Annotated in this window: 12 protein-coding genes; 7 read left to right on the forward strand and 5 right to left on the reverse strand. The window is 59.5% G+C overall.

Annotated features, from left to right (window positions below; genetic code table 11):
- The first annotated feature begins 225 nt into the window (after positions 1-225).
- From hrpB to V6R85_RS12835, 3 genes are all read left to right on the forward strand, one after another.
- Positions 226-2,691: an ATP-dependent helicase HrpB gene (gene hrpB / locus V6R85_RS12825; protein WP_162695611.1), complete on the forward strand. Its 2,466-nt coding sequence runs from the start codon at positions 226-228 to the stop codon at positions 2,689-2,691.
- 29 nt (positions 2,692-2,720) lie between these two features.
- Positions 2,721-4,028, forward strand: a complete 1,308-nt coding sequence (gene actS, locus V6R85_RS12830; protein WP_112958694.1) for a two-component system sensor histidine kinase ActS — start codon at positions 2,721-2,723, stop codon at positions 4,026-4,028.
- A gap of 73 nt (positions 4,029-4,101) precedes the next feature.
- Positions 4,102-4,689, forward strand: coding sequence for an ActR/PrrA/RegA family redox response regulator transcription factor (locus tag V6R85_RS12835; protein WP_111792806.1), 588 nt, complete (start codon positions 4,102-4,104; stop codon positions 4,687-4,689).
- A 6-nt stretch (positions 4,690-4,695) separates the two neighbouring features.
- On the opposite strand, the gene V6R85_RS12840 is transcribed toward V6R85_RS12835, so the two are convergent.
- Complete coding sequence (locus tag V6R85_RS12840; protein ID WP_004444350.1) at positions 4,696-5,181, reverse strand: MmcB family DNA repair protein; 486 nt, start codon at positions 5,179-5,181, stop codon at positions 4,696-4,698.
- Positions 5,182-5,364: 183 nt separating this feature from the next.
- Between V6R85_RS12840 and V6R85_RS12845 the strand changes: the two genes are divergently transcribed.
- On the forward strand, positions 5,365-6,078 hold the full coding sequence (locus V6R85_RS12845; RefSeq protein ID WP_003505393.1) for a L,D-transpeptidase: 714 nt from the start codon (positions 5,365-5,367) through the stop codon (positions 6,076-6,078).
- A gap of 78 nt (positions 6,079-6,156) precedes the next feature.
- Here the strand turns inward: V6R85_RS12845 and V6R85_RS12850 are convergent, their stop codons facing one another.
- The 4 genes from V6R85_RS12850 to hslV all read right to left on the reverse strand — a co-directional run bounded on the left by V6R85_RS12850 (position 6,157) and on the right by hslV (position 11,517).
- Positions 6,157-8,325 carry a malate synthase G gene (locus tag V6R85_RS12850; RefSeq protein ID WP_162695545.1) on the reverse strand — a complete coding sequence of 723 codons (2,169 nt, stop codon included), beginning with the start codon at positions 8,323-8,325 and terminating at the stop codon, positions 6,157-6,159.
- Positions 8,326-8,444: 119 nt separating this feature from the next.
- Positions 8,445-9,410, reverse strand: coding sequence for a DUF1402 family protein (locus tag V6R85_RS12855; RefSeq protein WP_003505391.1), 966 nt, complete (start codon positions 9,408-9,410; stop codon positions 8,445-8,447).
- Positions 9,411-9,609: 199 nt separating this feature from the next.
- On the reverse strand, positions 9,610-10,917 hold the full coding sequence (gene hslU / locus V6R85_RS12860) for an ATP-dependent protease ATPase subunit HslU (protein WP_020010668.1): 1,308 nt from the start codon (positions 10,915-10,917) through the stop codon (positions 9,610-9,612).
- 75 nt (positions 10,918-10,992) lie between these two features.
- On the reverse strand, positions 10,993-11,517 hold the full coding sequence (gene hslV, locus V6R85_RS12865; RefSeq protein WP_003505389.1) for an ATP-dependent protease subunit HslV: 525 nt from the start codon (positions 11,515-11,517) through the stop codon (positions 10,993-10,995).
- 200 nt (positions 11,518-11,717) lie between these two features.
- On the opposite strand from hslV, the gene hisB reads away from it, so the two are divergent.
- Genes hisB through hisH form a run of 3 tightly spaced genes read left to right on the forward strand, consistent with a single transcriptional unit; the run spans position 11,718 to position 13,483 of the window.
- Positions 11,718-12,314, forward strand: coding sequence for an imidazoleglycerol-phosphate dehydratase HisB (gene hisB, locus V6R85_RS12870; protein ID WP_020010670.1), 597 nt, complete (start codon positions 11,718-11,720; stop codon positions 12,312-12,314).
- A gap of 22 nt (positions 12,315-12,336) precedes the next feature.
- Complete coding sequence (locus V6R85_RS12875) at positions 12,337-12,831, forward strand: DUF2628 domain-containing protein (protein WP_020808748.1); 495 nt, start codon at positions 12,337-12,339, stop codon at positions 12,829-12,831.
- A gap of 1 nt (position 12,832) precedes the next feature.
- Positions 12,833-13,483, forward strand: coding sequence for an imidazole glycerol phosphate synthase subunit HisH (gene hisH / locus V6R85_RS12880; protein WP_003505386.1), 651 nt, complete (start codon positions 12,833-12,835; stop codon positions 13,481-13,483).
- Position 13,484 lies beyond the last annotated feature (1 nt).

Below are 13,484 nucleotides of genomic sequence, written 5' to 3' on the forward strand. Positions count from 1 at the left end.
TAGGGGGACGGAATCTTCAGACGTTTCACCACAGGCCGGATGTCTCCCCTCCATGCCTCATTGCAAATAGCGCGCCGGGAACCGCAATTTTGCCGGCGGAGCATTTGCCTTATCCTTACATACGGCTGTCAAAGCGCAGGGTCGTGCATTAGAAACGGCATATAAGACGCTTAAACGCACCCCAATCGCCGCAGGCCTGTTTGCATGACCAGAACGTCCGTCCCTATGAAGACTGAATTGCCCGAACTTCCCGTCAGTGCCGTTCTGGGCGATATCGCCGAGGCCCTGGCCGGGGCGAAGCGCGCAGTTCTTTCAGCCCCTCCGGGCGCGGGTAAAACGACGCTGGTGCCGCTTCATCTTTTGCAGCAGGACTGGCGGGGTGACGGCAAGATCATTCTTCTCGAACCGCGCCGGCTTGCCGCCCGGGCCGCGGCCGGGCGCATGGCTGAGCTGCTTCGCGAGGAAGTCGGGCAAACCGTCGGCTACCGCATGCGGCTCGACAATCGCATTACCTCGAAAACCCGGATAGAGGTGGTGACCGAAGGCGTGTTTGCCCGCATGGTTCTGGACGATCCGGAACTTGCCGGCGTTTCGACTGTGATTTTCGACGAGTTCCATGAACGTTCGCTCGACGGCGATTTCGGACTGGCGCTTGCACTGGACGTGCAGGGTGGGTTGCGAGACGATCTGCGAATCCTCGTCATGTCCGCCACTCTCGATGTCGAACGCATCAGCGCGCTCATGGCAGATGCCCCGGTCATTCAGAGCCTTGGGCGGACGTTTCCCATCGACGTCCGCTATGATGATCGTTGGCAGGGCGTACCGGTTGAAGAAAAAGTCACCAAGGCGATTACCGAAGCCCATGGGTCGGAAACCGGCTCCATCCTCGCTTTTCTGCCGGGACAGGCGGAAATTACCCGAACGGCCGCGCGGCTGGAGGGGCGTTTTCCCGATGATACGGATATCATCCCCCTTTACGGAAACCTTTCGCAGAAGGAGCAGGATGCAGCGATAAAGCCGGCACCGGCCGGACGGCGCAAGATCGTGCTGGCCACCTCGATTGCCGAAACATCCATTACGATCGATGGCGTGCGTGTGGTGATCGACAGCGGATTACAGCGACTGCCCGTCTTCGAACCGGCAACGGGAATCACGAGGCTCGAGACGGTGCGGGTGTCGCGCGCTTCCGCCGACCAGCGGGCGGGGCGCGCCGGGCGAACGGAACCCGGTGTTGCGATCCGCCTGTGGCATCAGGGACAAACGGCGGCGCTCAACGCCTTTACGCCACCGCAAATTCTGGCGAGCGATCTCGCCGGCCTTGCGCTCGATCTCGCCCATTGGGGGGTTCAGGACCCGTCTTCTCTTGCTTTTCTGGATATGCCCCCCGAAGCCGCACTTAAAGAATCGGTGGCGCTTCTCAAAAATCTGGGCGCGCTCGACAAAGGCGGCGCACTGACGCAGCGCGGTCGTCTGATGCGCGGCCTCTCGCTGCCGCCGCGGCTGGCAGCCATGGTGATTGCGGCGGCAAGCGAGGGTGCGGGGAAAAAGGCGGCGATGCTCGCCGTCATGCTGACGGAACAGGGGCTCGGCGGAAACGACATCGATCTCGATGAACGGCTGCGACGCTTTCTTTCCGACAAGAGCGAAAGGGCGCTGGCGGCGCGGAAGCTGGCATCGAGGCTGTTCGATGCGATCGGCGACAAAACGGCGACAGCCGAATTGCCGAGTGAGGCCGGTCCACTGCTGCTGCACGCCTATCCGGACAGGATCGCACTCCAGCGTGGCGCGCGCGGACGTTATGTAATGGCTAATGGGCGGGGTGCGGAGCTTGCCGAGACCGAGCGTCTGGCGGCGAGCAAAATGCTTGTCGTGGCCGATATTACCGGACGGGCGGCGCAACCGCGCATCCTTGCGGCAGCGGGCATAGAAAGGACCGATATAGAAGAGCGGATGCCGCACCTCATCGTTCAGCAGGACCAGCTGCTTTTCGACAAGGCGAGCGGCCAGGCGCGTGCGCGAAGGGTGACGCGGCTTGGCGCCATCATCCTCGACGAAACACCCCTGCCCCGCCCCGAGGGTGAACAGGCGGCCCAGGCGCTCGCCAATGGTATCAGGGAATTCGGCATCGACATTCTTCCGTTTTCGAAAGAGACGCTGCAGCTGCGCGACAGAATCGGCTTTCTGAACGCCAGTATCGGCGACCCCTGGCCTGATGTCAGCGACGAGGCCTTGCTTTCGCGGCTGGACGAATGGTTCGTCCCTTTTCAGAACGGCGCGCGCAGCCTGCAGGACATCCGGCCCGGCAGCCTTTCCGACGGGATTCTGTCCCTGGTGCCGCATGAGGTAGGGCGCGACCTCGGCAGGCTGGCGCCCACGCATTTCGAAGCACCGACGGGCCAGCGGCACCCCATCCGTTACGATGCCAGCGAACCGACGCTTTCCATTCGTGTGCAGGAGCTTTTCGGACTGAGGGCTCACCCATCGATTGCGCAGGGGCGGTTGCCGCTGCTCCTGGAATTGACCTCGCCGGCACACAGGCCGATACAGACGACACGCGATCTTCCCGGTTTCTGGGCGGGATCCTGGAAGGACGTGCGGGCGGATATGCGCGGACGTTATCCACGCCATCCATGGCCGGAGGACCCGGCATCGGCCCTGCCGACCAGCCGTGCAAAATCGCGCGGAACGTGATGACGATAAAGAGGGTAAAGGAGACGAAAGTGGCTGGCCATTCGATCGAAACCACGAGGCTTGGCCGCGCCAGCCGCAGGATAAGGCTGCAGACCATTGTCTGGCTGCGCTGGCTGGCGGTCGCCGGACAGACGGCGACAATCCTGTTTGTCGCCTTCGGGCTCAATTTCCCCCTGCCGCTTCTGGCCTGCGGCCTATTGATTGCGGCACTGGCGCTCGCCAACCTGTTTCTCACCGCCCGTTTTCCCTCAACCTATCGGCTGGAGCCCTGGGAAGCGACATTGCTGCTGGCCTTCGACCTGCTGCAATTGACGGCGCTTATCTACATCACGGGTGGTCTCTCCAATCCGTTCGCGCCGCTGATCTGCGTGCAGGTCATCATTGCGTTTGCCTCACAGCCGCTTCGGCACTCGCTTATTCTTCTTGCCTTTGCCGTCATCTGCTCGACAGCGATCGCTTTTTCTCCCTTTCCGGTTCCGTGGTATCCCGGCGAGGTTTTGCCGATCCAGCTTCTGCTGCATGTCGGCACCTGGGTCGCCATCATCGCCACGACCTCGTTTGCGGCCTTTTATGCCTATCGCGTTTCGCATGAGGCAAACCAGCTGGCGGATGCGCTGGCTGCAACCGAACTGGTGCTGGAGCGGGAAAAACATCTCTCACAGCTGGATGGGTTGGCGGCGGCCGCGGCACATGAGCTTGGCACGCCGCTCGCAACCATCAGCGTCGTTGCGAAAGAGATGGAGCGGGAATTAGGAAACGACGAAAAATTTGGCGAAGACATAGCGCTGCTGCGCAGCCAGAGCGAAAGATGCCGCGATATTCTGCGCCGGCTCACCTCTCTTTCCACCGACAACGAAGAACATATGCGCCGCCTGCCGCTCTCCTCGCTGATCGAGGAGGTGATGGCGCCGCACCGGGAATTCGGCATCCGCCTCGAACTCGTTGAAAAGAACAATCGCGCCGACGAGCCGGTCGGTATCCGCAATGCCGGTATCATCTACGGTCTTGGCAACCTCATTGAAAACGGCGTGGATTATGCGCGGGAAAAGGTCACCGTAACGGTGGATTACGATCAGCAGAACGTCGCCGTCATCATTGAAGACGACGGGCCGGGTTATGCCCATGATGTGCTTGCCCGCATCGGCGAGCCCTATGTGACCGAACGTCACAACGACACACGGGCGGGCGGGCTCGGGCTCGGGCTTTTCATCGCCAAGACCCTGCTGGAGCGCTCCGGCGCCAGTGTCACTTTTGAAAATCGCGGCACAAGCGAAAAGGGAGCAAGGGTCACAATCGTCTGGCCTCGAGCACTTATGGACGATAAAAGAAACCGTTGACTTTACCATCCACGTTGAAGCGGCGATAAGAAGAAGAAAACAAAGCCGACGAAGTTGCCGGAAGGCCGCAAACATGAAGACAGAAGACCAGAACAACTCCACCAGCGCGCCAACGGACGACGGCGATCCGATCGGGCCCGACAGATCGCTGCTGATCGTCGATGATGACGGCCCGTTTTTGCGCCGGCTTGCCCGGGCAATGGAAACACGCGGCTTTGCCGTCGATACGGCCGAGACGGTGAGTGACGGTATAGCCCGTTCCAGGGCTGCGCCGCCGAAGTATGCGGTGGTCGATCTGAGGCTTGCGGATGGCAATGGTCTGGAAGTCATCGAGGCGATCAGGCAGAACCGGGACGATACGCAGATCGTCGTTCTGACCGGCTACGGCAATATTGCAACCGCCGTTACCGCCGTAAAACTCGGGGCGCTGGACTATCTGGCCAAGCCCGCCGATGCGGACGATGTCTTCAATGCGCTGACGCAGCGCAAGGGTGAAAAGACCGAAGTTCCCGAAAACCCCATGTCGGCAGACCGGGTTCGGTGGGAGCATATTCAGCGTGTCTATGAAATGTGCGAGCGCAACGTTTCGGAAACGGCACGCCGGCTCAATATGCATCGGCGCACCTTGCAGCGCATTCTCGCGAAACGCGCCCCAAAGTAACGATACTTATTCGCCAAAGCTGCGCCCGGTTGTCCATTCTGCCAGCATCAACCGGGTCGCGGCGGTTCTCGAGAAATCCAGCATCACCGATTTGCGGGTCGCCGGCGGCAATTTATGTTCCGGCGCATCGCGCAGCATATGGGCACCATATCCATCCGAGAGGATCAGCCCGCATTCCTCCGGGAATATGTCGGTCGGAACCTCCGGGTGGGTGGCGAAGAACAGCCGATCGCAATGCAGGCGATATTCCGGCCATTTGCGATCGACACGGAAATCCTCGATGGAGGATTTGATTTCGATGATCCAGATTTCACCCTTGACCGACAGACTGATGAGATCGGCCCGTCGCCCGCTTGCAAGCGGCAGCTCCGGCAGCACCGAATGGCGCATTTCGTGCAGAAGCACCTGAACGCCGCGACGCACCAGCATCGCCTTGTCCGACTGGCGGCCGTCGATTAACGGATTATTGTTGGTAACGGAAAGAATAGTCATGGATAAAGGCTGCTGAAGCGTTTGGCCTATTGTTGCAAAAAGGCAATCAACCGGCAATTTTAAAGGCACAACCGTCTCGCGGCGGCGCAACGGCTTGCCAAGAGCGGCTGAATGGAAAATAACCGATTTATCCAATTAAGCCTACTCCTTCGCACAATTTGGCGAATTTTCCGCGAGAACGACATGCGCATCCGCACCCCATTGACCTTACTCGGTCTGACGGCAGCACTGGCTCTGGCCGGCTGCGCCGAAACTACCTCCCAATCCTCCGCTCCGACCTCCGGCAAGATCGCAGCGTCTGTTCCGGTTGCTGACCCCGTTCCGGCGAAGGTCGAAACGGTCCAGATCTTCAACGATGTTTACGGTGCCGTGACCGATGCGGGCTATGCGCTGCCGGCCATTCCGATCAACCGTGTCAACGAGAAGTATCGCCGTCAGATTGTCGAATTCCAGACATCCGAACGCGCCGGCACCATCATCGTCAACACGCGCGAGCGTTACCTCTATTACATCCTCTCCGGCAACCGTGCGGTTCGTTACGGCATCGGCGTCGGCAAGGCGGGTTTCGCCTGGGCCGGTGAAGCCTATGTCGCCTGGAAGCAGGAATGGCCGATGTGGCATCCGCCGAAGGAAATGGCGGACCGTAAGCCGGAAGTGGCCAAATATGTCGAGGCCGGCATGGGACCGGGCCTTTCCAACCCGCTCGGCGCGCGCGCCATGTATCTCTTCAACGAAAAGGGACAGGACACGCTGTTCCGCATCCATGGTTCGCCCGAATGGGCCTCGATCGGCACCGCCGCCTCTTCCGGCTGCATCCGCATGATCAACCAGGACGTCATCGACCTATACAGCCGCGTCCGCCCCGGCCGCAGCACGAAAGTCGTCGTGATCCAATAAAGATCAGATACCGGACAAGAAAAAGCCGCCGTGGATTTCCCCCGGCGGCTTTTTTGTTTCTCAGGACTGCTGACGGTGTCAGGCCGCCTGTTTGGCCTTCAGTTCCAGACGACGACGGTGCAGAACCGGTTCGGTGTAACCATTCGGCTGTTCGCGGCCCTTCAGCACCAGTTCGACAGCCGCCTGAAATGCCACCGATCCGTCGAAATCGGATGCCATCGGCAGATAGGCCGGATCGTCGGCATTCTGCGTATCGACCACGGCGGCCATGCGCTTCATGGTCTCGACGATCTGTTCCTCTGTCACCACGCCATGGCGCAGCCAGTTCGCCATATGCTGCGCGGAGATGCGCAGCGTGGCGCGGTCCTCCATCAGCCCGATATTGTTGATATCAGGCACCTTGGAGCAGCCGACGCCCTGATCGACCCAGCGCACGACATAGCCGAGAATACCCTGCGCATTGTTGTCGAGTTCACGCTGGATTTCTTCCGGCGCCCAGTTGGGACGCGGCGCGACCGGCACGGACAGGATATCGGAAAGCTTCGCGCGGCCGCGGCTTTTCAGTCCTTCCTGGACGGCGGCGACATCGACCTTGTGATAATGCGTGGCATGCAGCGTCGCTGCGGTCGGTGACGGCACCCAGGCCGTGTTGGCGCCGGCCTTCGGATGCGCGATCTTCTGCTCCAACATCGCCGCCATCAGATCCGGCATGGCCCACATGCCCTTGCCGATCTGCGCATGGCCGGAAAGGCCGCATTCGAGGCCGATATCAACGTTCCAGTTCTCGTAAGCGGCGATCCATGCCGCCTGCTTCATGTCGCCCTTGCGGATCATCGGACCCGCTTCCATCGAGGTGTGGATTTCGTCACCGGTGCGGTCGAGGAAGCCCGTATTGATGAAAACGACACGATCCTTCGCGGCGCGAATGCTTTCCTTGAGGTTGATCGTGGTACGACGCTCCTCATCCATGATGCCCATTTTCATGGTGTTCGGCGCCATGCCGACAAGCTTTTCGACCCGGCTGAAGATTTCGTTGGCGAAGGCCACTTCCTCCGGCCCGTGCATCTTCGGCTTGACCACATACATCGAGCCGGCGCGGGAATTCTGACGACGCCCGGACGGACCGACATCATAAAGAGCGATCAGCGCCGTGACGACGGCATCCATGATGCCCTCAGGCACCTCGCGGCCGTCCCTGTCGAGGATCGCCGGATTGGTCATGAGATGACCGACATTGCGCACCAGCATCAGGGAACGGCCCGGCAGCGTCAGCGCCGCGCCATCGGGAGCCGTGTAATAGCGATCCGGATTGAGGCTGCGGGTGAAGGTCTTGCCGCCCTTCGAAACCTCCTCCGTCAGGTCGCCGCGCATCAGGCCAAGCCAGTTGCCGTAAACCAGCACCTTATCCTCGGCGTCGACGGCGGCAACCGAATCCTCACAATCCATGATGGTCGTCAGCGCCGATTCAAGAATGACATCGGAGATGCCCGCCTTGTCGCTCTTGCCGATTTCGGTCGTGGGATCGATGACAATCTCGGTGTGCAGACCGTTCTTGCCAAGAAGGATCGTTGCAGGCCTTGCTGCTTCGCCGCTGAAACCCTTGAACTGGGCTGCATCCTTGAGGCCAGTCTTGGCGTCGCCGATGGCAAGCTGCAACAGGCCATTTTCGATCTCGAAACCGGTCACATCGGACCAGCTTCCCGTTTCCAGCGGCGCGGATTCATTGAGGAAGTTTCGCGCCCAGGCGATGACCTTCTCGCCGCGCCCGGGGTTATAGCCCCTGCCCTTTTCCGCACCGTCAGCATCGGAAATGGCATCCGTGCCGTAAAGTGCGTCGTAAAGCGAACCCCAGCGGGCATTCGCGGCATTCAGTGCATAACGTGCATTCATAACCGGAACGACGAGCTGCGGGCCGGCAACGGCAGCAATTTCAGGGTCGACGTTGCTGGTTTCCACCTTGAAGCCAGGACCTTCCGGCAGCAGATAGCCGATTTCCTTCAGAAATCCCTCATAGGTATCAAAATCTACCGGAGCGCCATTCTGCCGATACCAGCCATCCAGTTTTTCCTGCAGGGCGTCGCGCTTTGCCAGCAATTCACGGTTCTTCGGAGAAAGCTCGTGAACAATGGTCGAAAAACCTTCGAAGAACGCCTCACTGTCCAGACCTGTGCCTGGCAGGACGTCGTCAGTCAGAAAGGCATAAAGCCTGTCATCGATGGAAAGACCGAATTTATTCGTGCGGCTCACATGCGCCTCCTCTATTCTGGAGATACAGATTGGACGCGGAGACGGGCGCTCGTCAATTGCGGCAGTCAGCCAAATATTATTTCCGTTTTGGAAACAATGGGGCCGATAGTCGTCTTTTTCTACAAAAGCGCCTGCAGATCCTTGAGGCGGTCGTTCACCAGCCAGCCGTAGTAGTTTTCTTCCGGTAACAGCGGCTGTTCCCCGCCCGAGGCGCGCTGCCGGTTCTTCTGGGCAAGGGCGGCGGCACGCTGCTGCGATCCGCCGACATTATAAAGCGTGGAGGTCACACCCGGATTTTTCGAAATATCCATGTCGGCAATCGACCGGTAATCATCGATAGACTTGCGGATGGAGGCGGCCATGAAGGCGAGTGACCGGTCCGGGTCCATGATCGCCGTATAGACCGCTGTGGCATCGTTTTCATCCAGCCTCTCGTAACCGGAGGTTCTCGACACCATGTCGGACAACATCAGCGCCGTCAGCGGGTTGATCTGGCCGAGGCCAAAAGTCTGGCCGGCATAAAAGGGCTGGAAGAATACGGCGCTGAAACGGTTGTTCGGATAGGCCACGCCATCGACGGTCTTACCACGGAAACTGTCGTCCCAGACATCTTCACGGCAATTCCAGAGGCTGTAGGAATCCTTTTTCGACTGGCATTTGGCAAATTGCGAATGCGTCAGAAACTGCGCGATGGTTTCGTCCTTGTAGCCGAAACGGAAGCTGCCGCCGGCATAGGAGGCGGCCTTGACGTAATAGGACTGCAGCCGGTCATAAGCGTCGACATTATAGGTATGTTCGCCGACGATCGCGCCGATCATATGGATCGGATCGATGCCGTAGCGCCCGGCCGTCGACTTGATCTTGGCGATCAGGGCCTTGTCGGAAGACAAAAGCTCGATGACCTTCTGGTATTTGCGCTCGAAAGACGTGTTGGACGCCTTGGTTCTTTTTGCGGAAGCGCCGGGAACACCCGGCTGTTCGGCATTGCGATTGCCCGGCGGAACGACCGTCGCGGCTTCGACGTAAGAAGACGCGGTGACGGTGACCGCCAAAGCAGCGGCAAATGCCAGAAGAGTTTTGCGCACGAGCGAATGCCTTTTCTCAAGCCTGCGGTTTCCGCCAGCGAAATACGCTGGGAAAACCGGATCATTCCACTAAAGCGGTTCCAACCGGAATGCAGCCCTTCCCATAAACAAAATGCGGGCTGAATGCGAGACAAGGCGGATAAAATAAAAGAGTGCGGCAAATATGGCCGCACTCTTCTTTCTCGGATCCCCGAAGTCTTCAGAGAATATAGCGCGACAAATCCGTGTCGGCGGCGAGATCGCCCACATGTTTTTTGACATATTCCTGGTCGATCTTGATGGCGGAGCCTCCGCGATCCGGCGCGTTGAAGGAAATCTCGTCCAGAACACGCTCCATCACCGTCTGCAGGCGACGCGCACCGATGTTCTCGACCGACGAATTGAGATGAACGGCCACATCGGCCAGAGCATCGATTGCGTCATCGGTGAAATCGAGATCCAGTTCTTCCGTCGCCATCAGCGCCTTGTACTGGCGGATAAGGCTTGCTTCCGTTTCCGTCAGGATACGGCGGAAATCCTCCTTCGTCAGCGGCTTCAGCTCGACGCGGATCGGCAGGCGACCCTGAAGTTCCGGCAGAAGATCCGAAGGCTTCGCCACATGGAACGCGCCCGATGCGATGAACAGGACGTGGTCGGTTTTGACAGGGCCATATTTCGTCGAGACTGTGGTGCCTTCGACCAGCGGCAGCAGGTCGCGCTGCACGCCTTCACGCGAGACGCCCGCGCCCATGCCGCCATCGCGGGCGGCGATCTTGTCGATCTCGTCGAGGAAAACGATGCCGTCATTTTCGACCGATTTCACCGCTTCGCGCTGGATCATTTCATTGTCGAGCAGCTTGTCGGATTCATCGCGGATGAGATCGGCATAGGATTTTGATACCGTCGTGCGCACCTTCTTGGTGCGTCCGCCCATGGCCTTGCCGAACATTTCCGACAGGTTGAGAACGCCGATATTGGCGCCCGGCATGCCAGGAATTTCGAAACCGGGCATGCCCGAGCCGCTATCCGCCACCTCGATGTCGATTTCCTTGTCGTCCAGCTCGCCATCACGCAACTTCTTGCGGAAGCTTTCACGCGTGCCGGGCGATGCCGTGGATCCCACCAGCGCATCGAGCACCCGTTCCTCGGCGCTCTGATGCGCCTTGGCCTGCACTTCTGCGCGTTTCTTTTCACGCACGAGGCCAATGCCGATCTCGACCAGATCGCGGATGATCTGTTCGACATCGCGGCCAACATAGCCGACTTCGGTGAACTTCGTGGCTTCGACCTTGATAAAGGGGGCGCCGGCAAGCTTGGCGAGACGGCGCGAAATCTCCGTCTTGCCGACACCTGTCGGTCCGATCATCAGAATATTCTTGGGCATGACTTCGTCGCGCAGGCTCTCATCGAGCTGCTGGCGGCGCCAGCGATTACGCAGCGCAATCGCGACCGCACGCTTGGCTTCATGCTGGCCGATGATGAAGCGGTCGAGTTCCGAGACGATTTCCCGGGGAGAAAAAGTTGTCATTCTATCCTCTCGGCTTTCCTGCTCCGGCCGGCCATCCAGGCCCGGCCCACAGGACCCATTGGTGAGAAATTGAGCTTACTCAGCGTCGAGGGTTTCGACGACGAGATTGTGGTTGGTATAAACGCAGATATCGGCTGCAATATCGAGCGACTGGCGCGCCACCTCTTCGGCGGACTTGTCTGTGTCCATCATGGCGCGGGCCGCCGCAAAGGCGTAATTGCCGCCGGAACCGATGGCGATCGCGCCGTGTTCCGGTTCCAGCACATCGCCATTACCGGTGATGGCAAGCGTGGTGGTTTTATCGGCCACCAGCATCATTGCTTCGAGGTTGCGCAGATATTTATCCGTCCGCCAGTCCTTCGCAAGCTCGACGGCTGCGCGCATGAGCTGCCCCGGATATTGCTCGAGTTTCTTCTCAAGACGGTCGAGCAGCGTGAAGGCATCCGCCGTCGCACCGGCAAAACCGGCAATCACTTCACCCTTGCCGATACGGCGAACCTTACGGGCATTGCCCTTCATGACCGTCTGGCCAAGGCTCACCTGGCCATCGCCAGCCATGACGACCTTGCCGCCCTTTCTGACTGTAATAATTGTTGTCATCAAACACCTGTCTGCCCTGCCGGGCCTGGGGTTAACGGGCCGGATGCGGCCCTTCTCGGTTTCTATGTAAGTTTGCTTTTCACGATTGCAATCTTCGCGGCGACGCACCGTTTTCGGCGTGTCATGCAAGACGATGGAACAACTGGATATTTGTGTCCCGTGCTGATAAGGAACGGCAACATTTTCACGGAGCGGCCAAAATGGCAGAACGTAAAGGCGAGATTATCCGCAAGACCAACGAAACCGCGGTTTCGGTGCGCGTGGATATCGACGGCACCGGCAAGTCGACAATTTCCACCGGCGTGGGATTTTTCGACCATATGCTGGACCAGCTGAGCCGCCATTCGCTGATAGACATGGAGATCGAGGTCAAGGGCGACCTGCATATCGATGACCATCACACCGTGGAAGATACCGGTATTGCCATCGGCCAGGCGATTGCCAAGGCGCTGGGCGACCGGCGCGGCATTACCCGTTATGCCTCGCTCGATCTTGCCATGGACGAGACGATGACCAAGGCCGCCGTCGATATTTCCGGCCGGCCCTTTCTCGTCTGGAACGTCAATTTTTCCGCACCGAAGATCGGCACCTTCGATACCGAGCTGGTGCGCGAATTCTTTCAGGCGCTCGCCCAGAATGCCGGCATCACGCTGCATATCCTGAACCATTACGGCGCCAACAACCATCATATCGCCGAAACATGCTTTAAGGCCGTTGCCCGCGTTCTTCGCACGGCAACCGAAATCGACCCCCGGCAGGCAGGCCGCGTTCCCTCGACAAAGGGCATGCTGGCCTGACGCCAAAGCTGTCAGGAAGCCCATGACAAGCTATCTCGTTCTGGAAGCCCCCAACGGGCCGGACAGGGACCACAAGACGACCCGCTTCATTGCAGACCGTTTTGTGTGGCTGGCCCTGATTGCGCCCTGGCTTTGGCTCGCCATCAACCGGCTCTGGCTGGCGACGGCCGTCATCATCATCGCGCTCATCCTGGCCGGCCAGATCTCAATATTAGCCGGCTTCGAACCAGTTGGCCTTCTCTGCGGTTTCGCAATCGGGATCATCACGGCGCTGGAGGGACGCAATTTTCTCGTCCGGCACCTGATCCGCAAAGGCTGGAAGCTGACGTCAGTCGTTTCCGCCCCTGATCTTTCGAGCGCCGAAGACATATATTTCTCCGGTCTCTCCGAAGACGCCGAAACGGCGGAGCAGCTGTCCCAGCCGGTCTGGTCTCCTTCGCCGCAAAACAGAGGCGGCAGAAATTTCGTCAACGATCCCGCCGGATCGTTTCTTTTCGACTTGAATGGAAGGCGCTGACATGCGTGTCGCGATCATCGACTACGGTTCGGGCAATCTGCGTTCGGCCACCAAAGCTTTCGAGCGTGCCGCCCGCGAAGCCGGCATCAATGCAACCATCGACCTGACCGACAAGCCGGATCACGTCGCCTCGGCAGACCGCATCGTCCTGCCGGGCGTCGGCGCCTATGCGGATTGCCGGGCGGGTCTCGAAGCCGTTCCCGGCATGCATGAGGCGCTCATCGAAGCCGTCGAGAAAAAAGCGCACCCCTTCCTCGGCATCTGCGTCGGCATGCAGCTGATGTCCTCGCGCGGGCTCGAAAAGACTGTCAGTACCGGACTCGGCTGGATTGAGGGTGACGTCGTGGAAATGACGCCGTCCGACCCCAGCCTCAAAATCCCGCAGATCGGCTGGAACACGCTGGAAATCCGCCACGCTCACCCGCTTTTCGACGGCATCAAGACCGGAGCGGATGGGTTGCACGCCTATTTCGTGCATTCCTATCATCTGTCGGCAAAGCACTCGACGGATGTCATCGCCACCACCAACTACGGTGGCGCGATGACGGCTTTCGTCGGTCGCGACAATATGGCGGGCGCGCAGTTCCACCCGGAAAAAAGCCAGACGCTCGGCCTTGCCCTGATTTCCAATTTCCTGCGCTGGAAGCCCTGAC

The organism is Agrobacterium sp. CCNWLW32, from assembly GCF_037083425.1.
In the GTDB taxonomy this organism is placed as follows: domain Bacteria; phylum Pseudomonadota; class Alphaproteobacteria; order Rhizobiales; family Rhizobiaceae; genus Agrobacterium; species Agrobacterium radiobacter.